This is a genomic window from Mycoplasmopsis mucosicanis (assembly GCF_006546935.1).
GTDB classification, from domain to species: Bacteria; Bacillota_I; Bacilli_A; order Mycoplasmatales; family Metamycoplasmataceae; genus Mycoplasmopsis; species Mycoplasmopsis mucosicanis.
Window position 1 is genome coordinate 32,265 of the sequence record NZ_SMDN01000002.1, and the last position, 22,247, is coordinate 54,511.

The 22,247-nt window shown below is 30.4% G+C and carries 17 protein-coding genes and 1 pseudogene; 10 read left to right on the forward strand and 8 right to left on the reverse strand.

The window, feature by feature from the left end; translation table 4 throughout:
• Positions 1–85 precede the first annotated feature (85 nt).
• A complete protein-coding gene (locus tag E1I18_RS00620) occupies positions 86–1,300 on the forward strand; it encodes a YitT family protein (protein ID WP_141483676.1) in 1,215 nt (404 codons plus the stop codon).
• A 79-nt stretch (positions 1,301–1,379) separates the two neighbouring features.
• Here E1I18_RS00620 and E1I18_RS00625 read toward each other — a convergent pair whose 3' ends face one another.
• Genes E1I18_RS00625 through E1I18_RS00645 form a run of 5 tightly spaced genes read right to left on the reverse strand, consistent with a single transcriptional unit; the run spans position 1,380 to position 8,018 of the window.
• On the reverse strand, positions 1,380–4,379 hold the full coding sequence (locus E1I18_RS00625) for an AAA family ATPase (RefSeq protein WP_141483677.1): 3,000 nt from the start codon (positions 4,377–4,379) through the stop codon (positions 1,380–1,382).
• Positions 4,379–5,098 carry a ribonuclease III gene (rnc, locus tag E1I18_RS00630; RefSeq protein WP_141483678.1) on the reverse strand — a complete coding sequence of 240 codons (720 nt, stop codon included), beginning with the start codon at positions 5,096–5,098 and terminating at the stop codon, positions 4,379–4,381. Before rnc ends, E1I18_RS00625 begins: the two co-directional genes overlap by 1 nt.
• Positions 5,091–6,104 (reverse strand): phosphate acyltransferase PlsX, encoded by a 1,014-nt coding sequence (gene plsX / locus E1I18_RS00635; protein WP_141483679.1) that lies wholly within the window; start codon positions 6,102–6,104, stop codon positions 5,091–5,093. The genes rnc and plsX overlap by 8 nt, the downstream gene beginning before the upstream one ends.
• Positions 6,104–7,729, reverse strand: a complete 1,626-nt coding sequence (locus E1I18_RS00640; protein ID WP_141483680.1) for a DAK2 domain-containing protein — start codon at positions 7,727–7,729, stop codon at positions 6,104–6,106. Before E1I18_RS00640 ends, plsX begins: the two co-directional genes overlap by 1 nt.
• The gene (locus E1I18_RS00645; protein WP_141483681.1) at positions 7,722–8,018 is read right to left on the reverse strand and encodes a hypothetical protein; all 297 of its coding nucleotides are present in this window, start codon (positions 8,016–8,018) and stop codon (positions 7,722–7,724) included. The genes E1I18_RS00640 and E1I18_RS00645 overlap by 8 nt, the downstream gene beginning before the upstream one ends.
• 75 nt (positions 8,019–8,093) lie before the next feature.
• Between E1I18_RS00645 and recO the strand changes: the two genes are divergently transcribed.
• From recO to hisS, 7 genes and pseudogenes are all read left to right on the forward strand, one after another.
• Positions 8,094–8,777 (forward strand): DNA repair protein RecO, encoded by a 684-nt coding sequence (gene recO, locus E1I18_RS00650; protein ID WP_170218482.1) that lies wholly within the window; start codon positions 8,094–8,096, stop codon positions 8,775–8,777.
• 142 nt (positions 8,778–8,919) lie between these two features.
• Positions 8,920–9,888 carry a DHH family phosphoesterase gene (locus tag E1I18_RS00655; RefSeq protein ID WP_141483683.1) on the forward strand — a complete coding sequence of 323 codons (969 nt, stop codon included), beginning with the start codon at positions 8,920–8,922 and terminating at the stop codon, positions 9,886–9,888.
• On the forward strand, positions 9,888–10,874 hold the full coding sequence (locus tag E1I18_RS00660) for a DHH family phosphoesterase (protein WP_318024677.1): 987 nt from the start codon (positions 9,888–9,890) through the stop codon (positions 10,872–10,874). The genes E1I18_RS00655 and E1I18_RS00660 overlap by 1 nt, the downstream gene beginning before the upstream one ends.
• Positions 10,875–10,876: 2 nt before the next feature.
• A complete protein-coding gene (locus E1I18_RS00665) occupies positions 10,877–12,073 on the forward strand; it encodes a phosphopentomutase (protein WP_141483684.1) in 1,197 nt (398 codons plus the stop codon).
• Between the two features lie 277 nt (positions 12,074–12,350).
• Positions 12,351–12,791, forward strand: a pseudogene (gene msrA / locus E1I18_RS03835) (peptide-methionine (S)-S-oxide reductase MsrA); the annotation flags it as partial.
• Between the two features lie 60 nt (positions 12,792–12,851).
• Positions 12,852–13,280: a peptide-methionine (R)-S-oxide reductase MsrB gene (gene msrB / locus E1I18_RS03840; RefSeq protein WP_408634124.1), complete on the forward strand. Its 429-nt coding sequence runs from the start codon at positions 12,852–12,854 to the stop codon at positions 13,278–13,280.
• Between the two features lie 287 nt (positions 13,281–13,567).
• A complete protein-coding gene (hisS, locus tag E1I18_RS00675) occupies positions 13,568–14,884 on the forward strand; it encodes a histidine--tRNA ligase (protein WP_141483686.1) in 1,317 nt (438 codons plus the stop codon).
• Positions 14,885–14,977: 93 nt separating this feature from the next.
• On the opposite strand, the gene E1I18_RS00680 is transcribed toward hisS, so the two are convergent.
• The 3 genes from E1I18_RS00680 to E1I18_RS03820 all read right to left on the reverse strand — a co-directional run bounded on the left by E1I18_RS00680 (position 14,978) and on the right by E1I18_RS03820 (position 18,843).
• Positions 14,978–17,317 (reverse strand): MSC_0775 family lipoprotein, encoded by a 2,340-nt coding sequence (locus E1I18_RS00680; protein ID WP_141483687.1) that lies wholly within the window; start codon positions 17,315–17,317, stop codon positions 14,978–14,980.
• A gap of 1 nt (position 17,318) precedes the next feature.
• Positions 17,319–18,218, reverse strand: a complete 900-nt coding sequence (locus E1I18_RS00685) for an MAG4940 family membrane protein (RefSeq protein ID WP_141483688.1) — start codon at positions 18,216–18,218, stop codon at positions 17,319–17,321.
• A gap of 214 nt (positions 18,219–18,432) precedes the next feature.
• Positions 18,433–18,843, reverse strand: coding sequence for an ATP-binding cassette domain-containing protein (locus E1I18_RS03820; RefSeq protein WP_141483689.1), 411 nt, complete (start codon positions 18,841–18,843; stop codon positions 18,433–18,435).
• Here E1I18_RS03820 and E1I18_RS00695 point away from each other — a divergent pair.
• Together E1I18_RS00695 and E1I18_RS00700 are read left to right on the forward strand one after the other, a co-directional pair.
• Positions 18,829–19,110 carry a hypothetical protein gene (locus tag E1I18_RS00695; RefSeq protein ID WP_141483690.1) on the forward strand — a complete coding sequence of 94 codons (282 nt, stop codon included), beginning with the start codon at positions 18,829–18,831 and terminating at the stop codon, positions 19,108–19,110. The genes E1I18_RS03820 and E1I18_RS00695 overlap by 15 nt on opposite strands.
• 394 nt (positions 19,111–19,504) lie before the next feature.
• Entirely contained in the window at positions 19,505–22,165 is a 2,661-nt protein-coding gene (locus E1I18_RS00700) for a hypothetical protein (protein ID WP_141483691.1), read from the forward strand.
• Positions 22,166–22,247: the final 82 nt, after the last annotated feature.

Sequence of the window (22,247 nt, forward strand, 5' to 3'; positions counted from 1 at the left end):
TACACAACAATAGGCTACAAAAAAAATAAAAAAATAATATTACAAAAATATAACATCATCTGTAATAGTAATATAATAAATTAATATGCAAAACATACCAAATCCTAATAGCAATAACAGTCATCTTGCTGACAATGTAATGGACAATAAAATTAAAGAATATAAAATGGGTTCATATGCATACGATTATAGAAATCCTCATCAAGATGACATAAAAAATAGAAGAATAAAACAATACTTTATCAAAACATTTTTTATGTTTGTTTCTGCATTCGTTTTTAACTTTGGTGTTGTCGTGTTTTTACACCAAGCAGAAACAATTCCTTCCGGTTTATCAGGGCTTCCTCTTTTAATAACATTGATTTGAGAGCCGACTAGACCTTATTTTGCCTTGATGTATCTTGGTTTTAACGTTCCTTTGTTCATTATATTCGCTAGAAAGCTGAGAAGAACATTTCTATTGCACACACTTGAATTTATGGTTTTCCAAATTATTATTAACTTCTCGCTAACATTTGAATTTTTACATGATAATAAATCAATATCTGATTTATTCAATGAAGTTTTTAATGTAGCACCTGGTTGATCTCGTGATATTGTAATAATTTCTCAAAATGGCCAAAAAACATTGTTAGAAAATCCTACAACATGACCTATTTTAGCCAATGGTTTAATAGGTTCAGTATTTATTGGAACAGCCATTGCAATCGCTTGAAAATTTGGTGGTTCATCTGGCGGTTCTGATTTAATTGGATATTACTTTTCAACAAGAAAACAAAAAAATGTTGGAGTTGTTTTATCAATAATTGCGGTTATTACATCAGTTGTATTTTTAGTTATTTTCGCTTTTGCTAGACCGCATCATAATTCTGCACTTGTTGAAGTAATTAAATATGCTGATGGAAAAGTATATAATGTCTATTCAGACTCGGGACAAAAAGTTTGGATTGGTATGCGTGAAGTTACATCGTTTTTATACATAGTGGTTGTAACTGGAATGATTACGATGTTATATCCTAAATACAAAAAAGTAAGATTAGAGATTGTTTGTTCAAGCGGTTTTGACGTTATATTGAAATACTTTAAAGATATTCGATATTGACATGCATATCAAATATCAGAAGCAACATCAGGTTATACAGGAGAAACTGTTTATAAAATTCAAACGATTATGTTGTTTTTGGAAGCAAAAAATATCATTAAGGATTTAAGAAATCTTAATCCAAGTGTTTGAATCAGTGTAAATCCGGTCAATAGTACATTAGGTAGATTTAATACACACTATGTCGATAGCAACTAATTTAATAAGCCAATATTAGGCTTATTTTTTTAAACAAAAAATACACAAAACTACTGTATTTTGTGTATTTTCGTCAAAATTATTCTTCAGTATTGAGTTGGTTATCTTCATCTAAAATTGAGTCTTTTTGCTCATCTTTAACGAGTTTTTTAGCCTCTGCTAGTTCAAGACTAAAGAATGTAGTAACACCTCTATTTTGCATGGTTGCACCAAATAGTGCATCAACACGAGACATTGTTCCATGTCTGTGTGTAATAACTAAAAACTGAGTTTTGGCTTTTAGTTCTTGAAGATATTCTGCATATCTAACAACGTTTGCCTCATCAAGTGCCGCTTCAACTTCATCAAGAATACATAATGGAAGAGGACGCGCTTTTAGAATACCAAACAATAATGAGATTGCAATAAGCGATTTTTCACCACCTGAAAATAGTTTAAGATTACCAATATTTTTACCTGGAGGTTGAGCCTTAATTTCTACACCTGATTCAAGAATATCATTTGGATCGCTTCAATATAGTTCAGCTTTTCCACCACCTAGCATAGTTGCAAAGACATCATTAAATGCAGGATTAACATCATTAACTATGTTTTGTAATCTTGTTGTTATGACTTTATCAATATCTGCAATTGCTTTTTCTAATGTTTGTTTTGCTTCTGAAAGTTCTTTAAATCCTTGATCATATTTATTGAATCTTTGTTCTTCTTCAACTAATGTTTCAAGTGATTCAATATTAACAGAACCAAGTTTTTCAATTTCTTCTCTAAGTTCACGAACAATTTCTTCTGCAACTTCACGATTTAATTCAAGTTTATATGATTGTGAAGCTGTTTCATAAGTCAACTTATATTGTGAAGCTAGACGATCTCTTGATTGATCAAGAAGCAATTTTGATCTATCTCTAGTTGTTAATTTATTTGCAAATGATTCGATCAATCTTCCTAATGTTGATGAATAATCATTTTTTGATAGAGTTGCTTGATCAATTTCTGCATTTAGACTGTTAACTCTGTTTTTCTTAGCTTCAAGTTCAGAGATAATTGAAACTTTTTTAACGTTTAAGTCTTGTAATGAATGTTTTTGCTCTTGAATTTGTTTGTCTTCTTGAGAGCTATCAAATTCTTTAATTTCAGCATTGAGATTAGCTAATTTAATTTTTATTTCATCAAGTTGCTGTACTTCATTGTTTCTTTTTAAACGCAATGAAGAAATTTGACTTTGAATACTGTTATCAAGATCTCAACAAACCTTTTTAGTATTTTTTGCTTCGTTAATCTTGGTGTTAATTAACTGAATTTGTGCTTGTATACCTGGCACAATATTTTTTAATTCAGTTATTTTGTCATCAATTCCAATAAGTGATTGTGTAACTTTTTCTTTTGCACCACCAACAATAACACCACCGCTACGGATTGTGTCGCCATCCAAGGTAACAATCATGTATCTGCGTTCTAAAATGCTTGAAATTTTGTTAGCTTGATCAATATCAGAAGCTACTATTATGTTTCCTAACAAGAATTTTTTCAAAATGTCATATTCAGGTTCTGTTCGCACTAGATTTGCAGCAACATCAACAAAACCAGGGTGTCCTTGAATACCTAAAAGATGATCATCACGAATTGATTTTGCATTAATTGTATTGAGTGGAATAAATGTAGCTCGTCCACCATCGTTTGCCTTTAAGAAATTAACTGCTTTGACTGCTGTTTCTGATTTATCAACAACTATATGTTGAGCAGCATTGGCTAAAACTGTTTCAATAGCACGTAAATATTCAGGATCAACTTTAATTAAGTCAGCAACAATTCCTTTCAAAGGTTTTCCGAAGAATGCTTTGTTTTCTAGAATGTTTCTAGTACCCTTGAAGTAGGTTGAAGAGCCTTCTTTTTGTTGCTCTAACAATTGAAGGTGAGTAAGCACTTTGGTTAAATTTGTTTCAAAACGAGTTTTTTGAATGTTTAATTCACTCATTTCTGTGTCAGCTTTAGAAAGATTTAATTTGTTTTCCTTATTTCTGATTTCTAATACTTCGTTTTGACTATCGATACTTGAGATGTTTGATGTAATAGTGCTTGCTATTTTTTGAAATGCAGCTATTCTTTGCTCTTTATTTGTTTCAATATCGCCTTCAGCAATAAGTTTTTCGCGAGCAGTTTCTCTTGTTAAAACAATTTCGATGTTATGAATTCTTTCATTTAATTCTTTAAGTTCGTCATCTAATTCTCGGATTTTTGCGCTTTCAACGTTTTTAAATGAAATGTTTTGAGCAATTTTGCCTTCTAATTCTTTAATTTGTAATTCTAAGCTCGCTTTTGTTTCCTGAACACCTTCAAGTTCTTCGCTTAATGACTCAAATTTTTTACCATATGTATCAATGTTATCAACAAGCAAACCAATCTCAACTTGTTTTAATTCTTCACTCTTTTCAACATAAATACGAGCTTTTTCGGCTTGTTTTCTTAATGGAATTAACTTTCTTTCGATTTCTTTAATTGTAATTTCAATTTTTTCTAAGCCTTCTTGTGTTTTGGTAAGTTTTGAAAGAGCTTCTTTTTTCTTGTATTTGTATTTTGAAACTCCAGCAGCTTCTTCGAAGATTGCTTTACGTTGTTCTGGAGTTGACTGAGCAATGTCTGCTACAGTTCCTTGTGAAATGATAGCCAAACTTGATTTACCAATTCCAGATTCCATCGCAATTTCGAGGATGTCTTTTTGTCGACATTCTTCGCCGTTTAGATAGTATTTATTATTACCTGAACCTCTTTCAAGAACACGCGAAATTGTAAAAATTTCGTGTGGTATTGAGTTATTACCCTCTTTGTTATCAAATGTTAAAGTAACTTCAGCTCTATCCATTGCTTTAGCAGTTTGAGAACCTTGGAAAATAACATCATCCATTTTGTCACCACGAAGCTCTTTAGCACTTCTTTCACCTAAAACTCAACGAATAGCATCGTTGATGTTTGATTTACCTGAACCATTAGGTCCTACAATACCAGCAACACCACCATCAAAGGTTAAGGATACTGGATCGGCGAATGATTTAAAACCATGTGCTTGTACTCTAATTAATTTCATTATTCCTCCTCAATGGAATTAGAATTTTGTTTTTGATTGACTGCAAGTTTTTCTAAAGCAACTTTAGCAGCATTTTCCTCGGCTTCAAGTTTATTTTTGCCTTTGCCTTGGCCAAATAACTTATTATCATGCAATGCTTTTGCAATAAAATAATTTTCGTGTTGCTGCGTTTGGTATGTGACTGAACTGCGTGAGAATGATTGAACATATTCTTGAAATGCTGTTTTTGCATCTTTTAAAGATTCTGTGTCAAACTCTGTTTTAAAAAGAGTTTGACACAAAAACATGTAAACTTTTTGCACGCCTTGGTCTAAAAATAAAGCAGCAATGAACGATTCATAAATATCGGCGCCTACTTTTGTTGATTTTAAGACGTCATTTTTGGTAAGTCCTGGACCTGTACGTAAAAAACTATAAAGATCCATTTTTTTACTTAAATCACATAGGTTTTTTGTTGAAACAAGTTTTGCACGCATTAAAGTTAATTGACCAGCAGAAACTCCTTTATATTTTTCATAGAGATATTTTGAACTTAAAAATTGCAAAATTGAGTCACCTAAAAATTCTAAAGACTGATAATCTGTTTCACTGGTCATTTTTTTATATGCTCGAGTGAAAGAAGGGTGAGTGAATGCAGCAATATAGTCACTAAGTTTTTTAGGACTAATTTGGTATTTTTGTAAAAATGAATAAAAAGAATCGAGATTTTGTTTATTCATTTTGTTGTCCTAATGATTTTTTGACTTTGTTTAAAATATCATTTTCTAAAGCAAGTTTAATTTGATTAAGTGCCCCTAGATAAGCTTTTGTATCGCTACTTCCATGAGATTTTATAGCAACTCCATTGACACCAACTACTCATGCAGCACCTACATTGCGATAATCAAGTGTTTCGGCCACATCAACATAAGCTTTTTTGCTCAATAAATAACCTAGTTTTCGAATTGGTGTAAGCATAATTTTACTTTTTAATAGATCTTTAAAGCTTAATATTGCTCCTTCAAGACTTTTAAGTACAAGGTTGCCACCATAACCATCAATTACTGCAACATCGCATGCATAATTAAGTAGTTCACGTGGTTCTTTAAATCCAACATAATCAATTTCTTTTTGTTCTTTTAACACTTGATGAGCTTCACGAATAATTTGAATTCCTTTATTATCTTCAGTACCAATGTTAATAAGTGCGACTTTTGGAGAGCGGTTTTTGAATAGTGACTGAGCAAAAATGTTTGCAATTTTTGCTCATTCAACTAAATATTCGCTTTGAGTATCAATATTGGCTCCAACATCCAAAAGAAGTCATTTTTTACCAACAATTGAAGGCATAATAGGCATAAATGCGGCTCTTGAAACACCTTCTAGACGTTTAAGTTTAAAAGTGTTGGTTGCTAAATAAAGTCCACTGTTGCCAGAACTAAGTACTGCGTGTGCCTTGCCTTCTTTAACAAGATTGATAGCAGTATTCATTGATGTATCTTCGTGTAGTGAAGCACGAATGTTTTCAGGGTTTTGTGAAATGTTTGGATTGTCGATAATACTGATATTTAAGGGTATTTGGTCAAATTTTTTTATTTTTGTTTGCTTGATTAAATCTTGAGGACCAACTAGAATAATGTGAAAATTTTTGTTTAATGAGACAAATTCAAATGAAGACTCAACAGCAGCATTAATTCCGTTGTCATTACCGTTTATATCAAAAGCGATTGTAAATTGTTTTTCCATTATTCAAATCCTATAATAAAGTGATAATTTGGTTGAGCACCATTAACAACTTCAACTTCAACATCATAACGTCCCTCAATGAAACTTTTTACTTCGTTTGCATCATTTTCGCTGATGTCATTTCCATAATAAATTGTAATTAATTCATTGTCATGACTGATTGCAGATTTAATTAATTCTTTTGCAGATTCAATATAACTTGGTTCACATGTAATGATTTCGTGGTCAAGAATTCCAATAAATTGACCTTCTTTGATACGCACATTATTCATTTTTGTGCTGCGAATAGCAGTTGTAACTTCACCAGTTTTAATTGTTTTTATTGCTTCATTAAGCATTTCAAAATTTTCTTCAGCTGATGCATCTGCTGCAAAGTTCATCATTGCAACAACACCTTGAAGTTGAGTTTTTGATTTAATGATATAAACGTTTTTATCATCAATAATTTGAGCAGCTTGTTCTGCAGCTAGAAAAATGTTTGAGTTGTTTGGTAAAACAAAAACATTTTTTGAATTTACTGAACGAATAGCATCAACAATGTCTTGAGCAGAAGGGTTCTGAGTTTGACCGCTTTCTACAATTGCATCACAACCTAACTCTTTAATTCTATTGATAATACCAGTTCCTAAATTGCATGAAATTATTGCGCATTCTTTTTCATCCTCGCTTGAAGAGTTTGAATTTAAAGCAACGTTTTTGTTTCTGCTTTCTTTAGCTTGGAGGTTCATATTTTCAGATTTAATTTTGATAAATTCACCAAATTTTTGACCAAAATTCAACATGTTGCCTGGTTGTATTGTGTGTCCATGAACTTTTAAAATTTCATTGTCCTGTACAACAACTAAACTTGTTGCTTGTTTGCGTAAACCTTTTTCGAATGCAACTTTGCTAAATGATGCAACATCTTTAATTTCGATAATGAATTCTGTACAGTATCCAAACTCACCATCATAAACTTCGCCTTGTTGAATGAATGTGTCAGCTGAATCATTGTCTTCTTTAATAGCGACAGGCTCGCCATTCATAAAAGAGTTCATACCAACAATAATTGAATAAAATCCTTCTCCACCTGAGTCAGTTACTCCAACTTCTCTAAGAATTTTCAATTTATTAGGTGTGTTGTCGCAAGCTTTACGTGCAAATTTTTGAGCAAGTTCAAAAAATACACTAAATGAAGTTGATGAATCAACAATTTTTTCCAATTCTTCAGTAGTTTCTCTAATTACTGTAAGAATTGTTCCTTCAATTGGTTTTAATACTGATGAATAAGCTTTTTCAGTAGCTTTTTTGAATGCATCTAAAAGACCTTGAACATCCACACTGCTTTCATTTTCAAATGCAAGTGAAAAACCTTTAAAAATTTGGCTTAAAATTACACCAGAGTTTCCGCGAGCACCAAAAAGCATTGCTTTTGAAAGTTTTTTAGCTACTTCACCTAGATGATTGTTATCTCTTTTTAGTCCATCAATAGCTGATTTCACTGTTGAAGACATATTTGTACCAGTGTCACCATCAGGAACAGGGAATACGTTTAATGCATCTATTTTGTTTTTTTGATTAATTAAATTGTTGGCTCCTGAAAGGCATAAATCATAAAATGTGTATCCATCAAGCTTTTTAATCATTGTTTAGACCTCCTACTAAAATATTCAATTTTCCAATTTTTTGATTCTTGTTTCGCAATTCGAATTTCAAAAGCGAACCAATTGATGAGACAATATTTTTTAGATTGCTGTTTTTTAATATAGTTATTGCAGCCATAAAGTCTCAACTTTGTGTCATTTCATTATATTTAACTACTACACAGTCCTGACATGGTGTGGTACTGTGATCTTGGAAGCATTGAATGCTATAAACTCCAGGCGTTGACTCAAGAATATTTGTAAAAATGTCTAAAGCTTCTTTCTTTTCCATTTTTGCCTCCTAAATAATTACAAATTTTACCAAATTATATTTATATTAATACTAAATTTAATGTATATTTTAATTATGGCCGAAACTATTGAAAAAGCTATTGTTTTGCAAATTATTGATTCAAATACTGGCGCAAATGACTCATTTGTTGATTTTTTTACTCAAAAAAGACAATTTAGATTGCTTGCTAAAGGTATTAATACTCCTCAATCTAAAAATAGGGCTAATTTACAAATTGGTGCAATTGTAGAAATTGAATATTTTAAAGCGCGAGGCTACAATTCAATTGGTAAATTAAAGAAGGCTCATTTACTTGAAGGTATTGATTTTAGCAATCGTTTTAACTTAAAATTTACTCAAAAAGCAATAAATTTATTGCTAAAAATAAGATCAAAAACATTCAAAGTTTTCAATGCTTACGAACAAGTACTGAAAAGACTAGGCGAAGGAATAAATAAAAAATTGTTCTTATTTTTATTGGCTCAATGTCTCGATTCTTATGGAATTCAACCAATAAAAGATAGATGTTGTGAGTGTTCTAGAAGTAATAATTTGTGTGATTTTAGTTTTTATAAAGGTGGTTTTTTGTGTGCTGAACACACAAAAAACGTACGTTGAAACAAAGAACTTAAAGCAATTTACTTTATGTTTAATGACTTTGAAAAATATTTATTAATGGCCAATGATGCTATTGTTGATAATGTTTTATTTGAACTACTTGATCACTATAATTCTAATGGAATAATACTTGATTTATAAATTGCTATTTTTACCAATAGTACTCAAAAATGTGTATATTGGTAAAAATAGCGATTTATTTTTATTCACATTTTAATATTATTTATATTGCTAAAAAATATAAGAGTATAATTAACATTATGGTAAAAATATAGGAGGAATATTGAAAATTGGTAATACACAAGTTGCAATAGATGCAATAAAAAAATATAATAATATTGTTATTTTTCATCACACTAGACCAGATGGTGACTGTTTAGGTTCTCAACATGGTTTAGCTCAAATGATTCGTGATAATTTTCCAAACAAAAAAGTTTGAACAATTGGTGATAATGTAGGCAATTATGACTTTATGAACTATCATTTTGACCCTGTTGAATCAATAGATTTTACTGATTCGCTTGGTATTGTTGTGGATGCTTCAAGTTCACCACGTATTGTCTATGGTGAATTGCTTTTAGACAATAAATTCAGTGCAAAATTACGTATTGATCATCACCCTAATGGTAGTGATATTGAATATGATTATGAGTTTGTTGATGAACATTATGTAGCAGCTGCTGAACAAGTAGCACAAATTGCATACGATGCAAATTGAAAAGTGACTCATGAAGCCGCAAGACACACATTTTTAGGTATTGTTACTGATAGTGGACGCTTTATGTACCCTGATACATCTGCTCGAACTTATAAATTGGCTGCTTTTCTCGAAGAACAAGGAAATGTTGAAGCATGAAAACTACATCGTGAATTAGGCAAAAAATCATTGAAAGATATCAAATACATTGGTCATATTTTGTCTAATTTTCAACGAAAAGGTAGAACACTTTATTTCATTGCAACCAAACAAATTCAAGAACAATTTGGATTTACTGAATTAACTGCAGCAATATTTGTTAATGAGTTAGCAAACATTGAAGATAATTCTTGTTGAGCATTCTTTATTGAGCAATCAAATGGAAAAATAAGATGTAGATTGCGTTCAAATGGTCCTTTGGTTAATGAAGTGAGTGCTCTTCACAATGGTGGTGGTCATGCTAATGCTGCTGGTTGTGAGATTGATTCACTAGATCAAGTTGATCAAATTTTAGATGAATTAAATGAAGCAATTGCTAAATGGGAGGCAAAATAATGAAAATGGCCAACACAGGTTCATGAGAATTAGCTGCTCAAAAACTAGATCAATATGATTCGATTGTAATTTTTCATCATGTTAGACCAGATGGAGATTGCTTAGGTTCTCAATTTGGTTTGAGAGAACTTTTAAGAGTTAATTATCCACATAAAAAAGTTTATGCAATTGGCGATAATTGTGGTTTGTTTAGCAACTTTTTAGAATTTGATTTTGATGAAGTACCTAGCGATGAAGTATTGAAAAAATCGCTTGGTGTTGTTGTTGATGCTAACCAAAAAGATAGAATTTTTATGCGTGAAGTACTCGATAAGAATCTTTTTGCAGAAACATTGAGAATTGACCACCATCCAAACGAAGATGATTTAGACAAAGTCAGTGTTTGGTTAGAAGAACAACGTATTGCTGCGGCTGAAATGATTGCTGAATTAGCATTCCAAAAAGATTGAAAAATTACTGAAAAAGCAGCAAATTATGTATTTTTAGGAATTGTTACTGATTCAGGACGCTTTCAATTTTCAGATACATCAGCACGTACTCATGAATTAGCAAGTTATCTATACAAAAATAACTTAAATCCTGAAAAAGTTTATTTAGGTCTAGCACAAACATCACTTGAAGATCTTAAAGCTCAATCAGCACTAATGTCTTCACTTAAAACCAATGGTCAAGTTGCATATATTCAAATTGATTATAAATCAACAATTGCATTAGGTAAGCAACCTAATGATATGGCTCGACCAAATATGATTGGAAATATTAAAGGTTATCCAATTTGACTTTCATTCAATGAAGAGCAAAGTGGCAAAATTAGAGTTGAATTTCGCTCAAATGGCCCTATTGTAAGAAACGTAGCTCTTAAATGAGGTGGCGGTGGCCACGATCGAGCATCTGGCTGCATGATTTCAACCTTTGATGATGTAGAAAAAATCGTTGCAGATTGCAACGAAGAAGTAATTAGATGACAAAAAGAAATTAAGGAGTAATAATGGCAAAATTTAATCGTATTTTTATGATCGTAACTGATGGTTTAGGTATAGGACCTGACCGCGATCAAAAAGCTTTTGGAGACAAAGGTGCAAACACAATTCTTTCGGCTTCAAAAAGTGCTAATTTCTTTATAGATAACTGAAAAAAATTAGGTATTGGTAATGTAACTACTCTTGATGGTGGTGCAAATTATCATGTAAAAAATCCACTTGCATACATGAGTAGAATTCAAGAAGTTTCGAATGCTAAAGACACACTTGCAGGACACTGAGAAATGATGGGTATTAAAACATTAGTTCCATTCCCTACATTCACTGAAAATGGTTTTCCTGCTGACTTAATCGAAGCGCTTTCTAAAGCATTTGATGGACGTAAAATTGTATGTAACAGAAGTGGTTCAGGTACTGAAATAATTGATGAATTTGCTCAAGAACAAAAAGAAACAGGAGCTATTATTGTTTATACATCAATGGACTCAGTGCTACAAATTGCAGCACACGAAGAGTGAATTGGATTAGAAAATCTTTATAGATATGGTAAGGCAGCTCGTGAAATTTGTTCTTCAAAACCTGAATGAAATGTTGGTAGAATTATAGTTCGTCCTTTCATAACAGATGAAAATGGAAAATACAAACGTACATTTAATAGACATGATTATGCAAACCAACCACGTGAAATGATTTTAAACGAATTACAAAAAGCAGGTGTTGAAGTTGTTGCAGTTGGTAAAATTAATGATATTTTTGTTGGCCAAGGTGTTTCAAGAGCAATTCACTCAGATGGTGATGCACATGCAATGGACATCACAATTGATGAAGCACTAAAAGACACAACAAACACATTTGTATTTACTAACCTAGTTCAATTCGACTCGCATTATGGTCACCGCCGTGATGTTGATGGTTATGCAGCTAACATTGCACTTTTAGATACAAAAATCGGTGTTTTAATGAATGTAATGCGTGAAGATGACTTATTAATTATGACTTCAGACCACGGAAATGATCCACTTTATCCTGGTTTTAACCACACAAGAGAAATGCTTCCTTTAACAATTTTTTCAAAATCGTTTAAATCACCAAAAGTTCTTGCGGATGTTGAAGGACTTGGAACAACTGGAAACATTGTAGCACGTAACTGAGGTGTTGAAATCGTAAATGAAACAGGTGAAGATATTTTTGATAAATTAGTTTAATTTTTACACAGCAAAATGCTGTGTTTTTTTATTTCTTTAAGTATCTTAAATGTGCTTCAAAATGCAAAAAATGTATTTTTGTGTTATTTTTATCAATAAAAATTTATTTTTTCTAAACTATGCAAATATGTGTTTTTTAGCAAAGAGGCCAATTTTAAGTGTATAAACATACAAAATTAGACCTTTTTGACTATTTATATTTTTTTGCACTCCGTGTGAAAAATTATTGTTTTTATGTGATAATAATTGCATAATTATCTATTCATTAGGGGGACAAATGATTAAAAATATTTATTTAGCCGGCGGGTGTTTTTGAGGTGTTGAAGCATATTTTGCTAGAGTTAAAGGTGTTAAAGATTCTCAATCAGGTTATGCAAATGGAATTAGCGATCAAGCAAACTATCGTGAATTAAAATACACCAATCATGCTGAAACAGTCAAAGTTGAATATGATTCAGATTTAATTAGTGTTGAAGAATTGGTTGTACATTTATTTAGACTTATTGATCCAGAATCACTAAACAAGCAAGGGAATGATACAGGAACTCAATATCGTAGTGGAGTTTATTACACAAGTAAAGAAGATAAAGCAATAATTGAAAGACTTTTTACTCACTATAAAAAAGTATATCCAAGATTTTGTGTTGAATTAGAAGAGTTAAAACATTTTATTCCCGCTGAAGAATATCATCAAGACTATTTAGATAAAAATCCTGGTGGCTATTGTCATATAAACTTAAATGTTGACTATGAATTAGATTCAAAGGAAAAACAACTTATTAAACAAGTTCGAGCAGAAGCAAATTTAGATGAATTAAGCTTTAATGTTCTTAAAAATTCAGCCACTGAAAGACCTCACACATCTCAACTAAATAAGGAATATCGCAAAGGTATTTATGTGGAAAAAATAACTGGTGAACCATTATTCACTTCTGACACAAAATTTGATGCAGGCTGTGGATGACCTTCATTTTCTTCACCAATCGAGAAAAAAAGCATTAGATATGAAGACGATCACTCACACAATATGTATAGAATCGAAGTTCGTTCAGGACAAGGTGATCATCACTTAGGTCATGTGTTTAATGATGGACCTAAAGATAAAGGTGGCCTAAGATATTGCATCAACGGAGCTGCATTAGAATTTATACCTTTTGAAGAGATGGACGAAAAAGGTTATTCTGAATACAAAAAATTAGTTAAATAATACAAATACTCGCATCAGCGAGTTTTTGTTTACGCACATTTTTGAGTACTTTTGGTCAAAAATGTGTATTTTTTAATACAAATTTATCTAAATATATTAGGTTTATCAGATATACATCGTTTAGAAATCTTATTTACTAAACGACAGACAAAATTGTCTTGTGTATTTTGAGTAGTTTTTTACCAATATACACATTTTTGAGTACTTTAAGTCAAAAATGTGTGTCTGGTAGTGTTCATAAACCAACCAAAAATTAATGTATAATATTAAAATTATAAGGAGTCATAATGATAAATAGAATTAAAGGAACAAGAGATTTAGGCCCTGCTGAAATGAATTTGCACGAATACATTCGCAGTGTATTTGTTAAATTCACCAAAAACTATAATTTTAGCCTAATAGACACACCAATTATTGAGCAATCTCAACTATATAAAAGATCTGTAGCTGGTAGTGATATTGTCAAAAAAGAAATGTATGAATTCAAGGATAAGGGACAAAGAGATATTGCTTTAAGACCTGAAGGCACTGCAGGTTTTGTACGTGCATTAATCGAGAATAAATGATACGCAACCCTAAAAACACCTAAATTTGCTTATTTTGGTCAAATGTTTCGATATGAGCAACCACAAAAAGGTCGTCAAAGACAATTTTATCAAGCAGGTGTTGAATCGATTGGTGAAGCAAACGTTTTTGCTGATGCAGAACTAATCATTCTTGCTCATAATATCCTTGAAGTTCTAGGTGTTAAAACCACTCTTAAAATTAATTCTATTGGCGACAATGAATCGCGTGCAAAATATCAAGATGAACTTAAAAGATATTTTGCACAATATAAAGATCAATTAAGCGAAGATTCGCAATCAAGACTTGAAAATAATGTGCTACGCATACTAGATGACAAAGTTGATTCACAAAAAGAATTTGTTAAAAAAGCACCTAAAATTAACAAGTTTTTATCAGTTTCAAGTCAACAATATTTTGAGCAATTACTCAAAATATTAGACCAATCTGATATCAAATATCAGATTGATTATTCACTTGTACGTGGTCTTGATTACTATGATGAAGTTGTTTATGAATTTGTTTCAAATTCTCAAAAATCAGGGTCTCAATCAACGCTTATAGGTGGTGGCAGATATTCTAAATTAATAAATGAACTTGGTGGTCCTTTATTAAGTTCTTCAGGTTGAGGTTTTGGAATTGACCGCATAGCTGAAATTATGATGGATGAAAATGTAGAAATAACTAATGATGATGTTGAAGTTGTTGATATTTTAGTAGCTTCAACAAACGAAACTCATTTGCTACCTTTATTTAATTTAAGCAATGAATTGCGTTATTATGGAGTTAAAATAGAGTTTCTTAAAGATATTTCAAAAAGTAAAAAGATCTTTGATAAAGCTAAAAAACTTTCAGCTAAGTTTGTTATATTTGATGATCTTGTTGAACAAAAAAATGATCTTTATTTAGTTAAAAACACACTAAATAATGACAAAATGTATTTTAATTTAACCGAAGAAGGTTTTATTGATTTGCTTGAGTTTCTAGCAGACAATAAGCTTAAAGCAATAGAGGATCTTGAGGTTATTGATGAGGATTAACAAAAATCAAAAGGAATAAATCCTTTTGATTTTTAATTATTTTAATGTGTTTGTATTTACCAAATATACTCATTTATGAGTATATAGGGAAAATTATTTTATTCCACCAACTTCGTAGTAATCTTCAACATTAAAGAAGTATGATTCTTCACCACGTAGTTTGAATATAAGGTTAGGGTTAACAACACCACGTGCTCGATCTCCTGTTTCATATCGTTGAATTGGCAGTATAAGACTTTGTCTTGAACCGTTTATTATTTTGTTTTTACCATTTTTAAGTTCACTGGCAGTAAGAGGATTTAGTTTGTATTTTTTGTCGCTACCTAGAACACTAAAAACACCATCAACTCTCAATGCTTTATACGTTGAACCATCAACATCTGGACTGTATTTTTCAATTCGTTTATCGTAATTTTGACCGTTTTCATGATCGAAACCTGTTGCGAATCGATATTTATTTATTGGATTATAAATTGTAACGTGAGTGTGTGGCATTCAACCACCATTATTATTTGTTGTTCCTACAAATGATATTTTTTGTCCTTTTTTAAATGCTATTGGAGTTTTAGGAGTTATTCCTTTAGCAACGTCAATAGTTTTTTTTCTTTTTTCTTTATCAGCAACCACCTCTTTTGATTCAATTACTAATTCGGGGTTATTAAATACTAAATTCGCATTTTGGTGCATATAACCAATGTAAAAATGATCTGTGTTTGAGAACCATTTTTCTTTTAATCTAGGACTTATTTTTAGGTTTTCTAATTTGTATCTTGTAACAACATTTGTACCTATTCCCTCGTGTAATGTTTCACCACCTTTTACAAAATATGCACCAACTAGTTCACCATCGAATGGAGCAACAATTGCTGTGTTTTCTGGTGCTAAATAATCTTCACCAACATGCAACCATCTAGGCGAATCATTGCTTTTCTCATAGAAACCTCTTAATTCATCATAACCACCAGTAAATAAGTTATTTCCATAGAAACTGTACATACTTGCATTAATTTTTGGTAAGTCTGTTTCTGTTAGCTTATTAACAACAAATTGCACAAGGTTTTGATTTTTAAGCATAAATTCAGTGTCATAAAGGTCAACAAATTCTCCAACACCAAAGTTTTTGTTTAGTTCATAATCTTTGTCGTTGTATTTAACTTTTCATTTAGCATCAGCATTACGACGACTGTTAGTTTTTTGAGTTAAACTAAAATTGCTTACTTCAAAACCGCCTCTACTGTAGTTAAAAATCTCATAATCATTCAATTTTTCTCAAATAAGATTGTAAATTGAATTTTTAATTGGTTGAATAACCAAATCTTCTCTTAAAGCACTCTTAACAAGTTGATCTTTAATTTGTTGGTCTCTTTCATCTTCAATTGTAAAAGCAATTTTTGTATCAAAAGCAGTGTCAGCTATTTTTTTAGGATCTTTAGCATTTTCAGCAACACCTACACGAATATTTAATTCATATTTTAGATGGCTTCCCGGGATGAATTTAATACCTTCAACAAAGTATTTATATTCATATTCGTTTGGTTTAGGTTTGGCTTTTTGTGTTGTTTTTGGTGTAGTTTTTTGTGTGCCTGCTTTAGCTGCAGTGGCTGTTGCAGGGTGATTATATTTTTCAATTAATGCTTTAATTTCATTTTCTTTTTCTTCAGAAAGTTTTACACTGAATAACTCATTAAGCATTTTGATTGATAAGTCATTTGGTTCATATTGTTCTAAATACGAAAGTTTTTCTTTGTTGATATCTATTTTAAAGTCAGAATTAGTTATTTTTGGCTTAATTTCATTGCTTAAATTTACAACATCAACATATTTGTTTTCTTTTGAACTGTTTTTAATTCCACTTACAAGGAATTCAACATCTCTAGCTTCTTTAAGTTTTTTCTCTGCATCAACTATACGTGTGAAACGAATTGGAATTATAACTTTAGAAAAGTCAACATCGCTTCGTCGTATTGAGTGATAAACAATTTGAGTAGTATAAGCTTGTGACTTAATTTTTTCTTTAAAGTATGGGTCTTTAATGCTTTCAATTAAATCTTTTTTGAATGCTTCGTTATCAAAGTTGATGTAGTCATAAACGTAGTCATTACTTGTAAATTTATCAAAATCTTCTATTTTTGTGAAGTCAACTTTAGTTTTGGCGTATTTTTGAGCTTTATCTGTGTTGTCTTGGTCAACTTTATCGCTGTAAACAAAGTAATTATTATTCACTAAATTTTGAGCTTCTAAGGCTAATCTTGACATTAAATTTGAGTCTTTAGCCTTATTTATTTGTGTAATATCTTGTCTAATGTCTGTAGACGGGTCATCTTTACGCTTGTTATCTGTTGGATTATTGTTACATGCTGTTGCAACTACTAAAGGTATTATTGATGATATTGAAGTAGCAGCAAGTGATAATCTTCAAAATTTTCTTCTCATTTTATAAATTATGTGAGACTTTGTTGTGGTGCCCTATTAAAACCATAAATATAGGGATTACCAAACTAAATATTATTGTAATTGCGGTTGTTATTGATAAGTTTGTGGTTGCATAGATAATTTTGTATCTGTGTTGATTGCATACTTGAATGTCTAAAACTTCTTTATTTTTTTGCGCTTTTATATGCTCTTTAATCATTTCTACTAAGACGTCTATTACATAGACGAATGGAAAAGCTAAGTGGAATGCAAATCCGTTAAAAGGAGCTGACATAAATATAATCGCAAATGCAATAATGGTTGAAAATAATACTACTCAAAATGGATTAGTTGCAAATTGTGCAGCATTTGCAAACGGAAGTCAAGTAATTGTGCTTACAAATAAACCAATGAAGAATACTTCTTTAATTGCATTTTTTCAAATTGGCAAAGGTTCATGGAGTTTTATTAAATCCATAACACTTGCATTATTGAGTGCTTCATATTTTTTGGTTGATTTTAGCATGTAAAAAAGACCGCTAAAGAATATGTAACCAACTAGAGCACCTAATATTTGTGCACCAATAATGAAAAAAATGCCTTGGTATGCAAAACCAATTTTGAATTTAGGTATATGTGTTGAAGCACGCAATATAGATTGTGCTAAAACATTAATAGGATTTATAAAAAATACTAGTCCTTCACGATATATTAAACGCGAAGTACCTCATGGAATCACTGTAGCAATTAAAAATGCTAGTGCAAATCCTATTGAATTGATTAATGCCGCTCGTTTGTATTGATATATTTTTACTGTTAAGGCTCATAAAAATACGAATAAGACTAGGCCTAAAACAATTGAAAATTCAGTGACAAAAACTTGACTATTAAATCATTTTGTGAGTATAGTTCCTTCTCTCATTTTTCCTTTCCTTCATGGTAATAATTAATGTGAATTAATACCAAAAATATTTTATTATATAGATTTTTTTTAAATTGCAAAAAATAAAAAAAATTTAAGTTATGGAATTTATTCCATTTTGTAGTTTTTTTAATGAACAAATGTGCTTTTTGCAGTGAAATATATATTAAAAAAATTCAGTTTTTAGACTGAATTTTAGTAGATAAAATTTGCCTTATTTACTCAAAATATGAATAGTTTGGTCAAATTTACTCATTAATTCTTCATCAAAATGGTGTGTAATATAAATCAAAGTGATTGAAGATTTAATTAGATTATTGATGATGTTTGTTGCTAGAAGCTTATCTAAATTGGAAATGGTTTCATCCATAATTAAAATGTCTTTGTTGAAGTGTAATGTTCTGGCTAAGCAAAGTCTTTGCTTTTGACCTAGCGAAAGTTGATTATCTGCCTCAAAATTTTTGTCTTCAAGTTTATCTAAAACTTTATCATAAAGCTGTGTAAATTTTAGAGATGATTCAATATTGTTTGAAGGTTCAAAAAGATTGATATTTGTCTGAGACTTTTTGAATACAATAAGCAGAGTTTTTACAATATTGTTCGCAATATTGTGGTTAGAAATTATATTTTTGACCTAGATGAGTTGAGCAAGGTTCTTGATATTAAGACTGATGAATTTAAAATTAATGACAATATTGAACTTGACACAAAAAATTATTACAAAAATTTCAGCGGTGAAACTCCAAAAAACTGAATAAACTCAAAAAATGAATTATATTGATATCTTAAATTGAGATTTATATCATCAAAATCTATTGAGCAGTATTTTGAACAAATTAAACTCAAAAAGGATAAGTGACGACCCTATTGACCAAGCAATCTTGATTCATAATTATTCTATATATTTAATTAGTAAAAATATTCAAAAACAAGCAATATGCAAACGTATGTATATTGCGTGTTTTTTATATATGTGTCTAATATACGAATTTAGATCATGAAGTACTCATTAAAGCAAAGAAGTCGCTTTTAAGTTGTCTAAATCCTGATTAGTTTAAAATGATTAAGATTTAGATAAGCAATTATTTAATATAGATTAAAGCATAAGAACTTAAAAAATGCAAAATAAGCCAAATTATGAAATAAATTTGCATTTTTTACTTTTTTGTGTATTATTAGTCTACTTAATTATTAAACAAAATATATACATTTGCATTGAATATATAATATGCAAACTTACACAATTTATACATATATGCTAATACATATATTAATTAGGAGAAAATATGAAGCTTAGGCTAAGTCTATTATTAAATGCATCTATTATTGCTAGTGCACCATTAGTTGTGAGTGCACAAGGTAAAAGCGAGACCAAACAGTCAAAAACTACTCAGGAGATATTGGCTCATGATAGTGATGTTTATAGTGCAAAACCATTAGAACGTCCTAACTATGATGATTATGATGATGTAGATAGCTATGGACTATATTGAGACACCGAAGCTTTTAAAACTCATTATGATATGACATTTGCATATAGAATTTTGAAAAAATTAATAGGGGTTAATGATCAAAAACTCGAAAAATTACCTTATAAAGAAAAATTAGAAAATTTAATCCCGACACTTGGTTCAGAGTTTGAAAATATATATTCTTCATATTTATTTGCAACACACAATGAACTTTGAAAGTTATTCATAAAACTATGAGAAGAAGTAAATTTTAATTATGGTTCTTATTTAAAAGAGCAATATAAAAGCAAACATAACGATTCGAATGACAAAATCACAGATGATTTAAAAAATAGTACAACATATGGTATATTTATTTCAAAATCTAATGACATTTTTCAAGTACGAACGATGGTAGCTCATTTTGAAGCAATTAATTTATTCATTAAACATAAAAATAATCCGGATATAAAAGCTTTAATATTACAGTTATTTAAAGTTGAAAGAGGTGCTAATACTGCTGATCCTGCATATAAAAATACGTTAGATGATTCACTACCAATTCTTGAAAAAATAAGAGAGAAAGCTGGTGAAGATTTAGTTAGTGATATAGCTAAACAGGTTGAACAAGAATATAGACATGATAAACTAATGCATGATGCATTGCTTTCTGCTCGTAGAGCATTTGGCTCAACTGAATATAATGAAAAAATTAAGCCATTAGTTAAACAGGTTTTTGAAACAAGCGATGATGAGTTTTTGAAAAGTTTAAAGGAAAAAGCTGATTCTATTTATCTTGGAGAGAAACAAAAAGTCAATGCAGTTTTTGAAGAGTTAAAAGATAGCGATAAAGAGAAAAAGTTTAAAGAAAGAATAGACAATGCTCGAAATGTAGGACTTTTAAGAGATGTATATGCAGATTTAGTTACTGAAAAAATTAAACAGGTTCAAGAAGAAGTAAAAATTTCTATTGATAAGACAAAAGGTTCTAACGATTATAATGATTTTAATTCTAGATTTGCTGCGATAAAAGAAAAAAACGACAAGACTGTTAATCAAAAGAAAGCTTATAAAGACGCGTTTGAGCAAAAATGAAGAGATTTTGGTGCTAATAAAAGCGGTGTCAAAATCAACATTAAAGATGAAAAAGACTCTCAACGAGCAAAATTAGATGCTCAACTTAAAGAGCAAGAATTAACACTTGTCCAACTCGAGACAATTAAACAAGAAGCAGAAAATCTTTATGATGAAGAAACTAAATTAACTCAACAAGCAATTGAAGCAATTAATTCAGAAACTGAAAAAACTAAAAAACTTGAGGAATTTAAAAACGCTAAAGACATCGAAGCACTTAAAAAAATAGCACTAGAAGCTAAAAAAATAAAAGATGCAGAAGACTTGGCAAAAGCTAAACAAGATGCACAAAAAGCAGTGGAAAGTACTGTTGGTTCGCAAAAACACGATGAATATAAACAAAAACTTACGGATGCTAAAGATGACATTAGCAAACTTAATGAGTTAATTACTTTAGCAAGTGGTGAATATAACAACAAGAGAAAAGAAGTTGAAGAAAATCTAAAAGGTTTAGATGATAAAAAAGATTTTGATAAGTTATTTGAAGCAGCAGACAATATTCAAAAACTTGATGAACTAAATCTAATGATTAGTGCTGAAAGAAAAGCACAAACCTTGGCCAAGGCACAAAAAAGAGCTTCAAAAGCAGTCCAAAGTACATTAGGTTCAGATGAATATGCAGAATTTAGCAAAATGCTTCAAGAGTCTAATCAAGATGCAGATAAACTTAATGTATTAGCCCAAAAAGCAGAACAACTTTATGACAACCATAAACAAAAAGTTGAAGATATTTATAAACAACTTTTTGACAAAAAGGACTTTAGAGCAAGAATAGATAATGCAACAAATATTGAAATGCTTGATAATTTACTCCCTATTATTACTAAAGAAAACTTTGAGCAGCAAAATGCTCATATTAAGCAAGAAGCTAAAGACTCAGTAGAAAAACTGCAAGGTTCTGAGCAATATGACAATCTTAAACAACAGTTGAATAATAATCCAGATGACCTTGATCGTTTAAAAGAGCTTACAAAGCAAGCAAAAGAAGAATTTGAAAAAGAATCTAATGAGGTTCAAAAAGAGATAGATAAATTAGATGATAATAATGCTCAAAAACAACAAATTGCTCAAAAGCTTAAGGATGCACAAAATGTTGGTTCATTAAGAAAGTTAAAACTTCAAGCCCTAAACGCATACCAAGCACAAGAAAAACAAAAAGCAGATAAGCAAAAAGAACAAGAACAAAAGAAAAAACAACAAGAAAAACAAGATTCTTCCACAAAGACAATGAAGAAAGCTAAAAAGAAAACTAATGTAGCAGCTATCGTCGCTCCTTTAGTTATAGTTCCTTTAGCGCTTGTTGGTGGTGGAGTATTAAGTTGAGCACTAGTTAGAAGACATCGAAACAAAAACAACAAATAAGCCTTATGTAATAGGCTTATTTTTTGTTTTAAAAAATAATGATCCTATATTAAAGGATCATTATTTGTTTGCTTTAATGCTG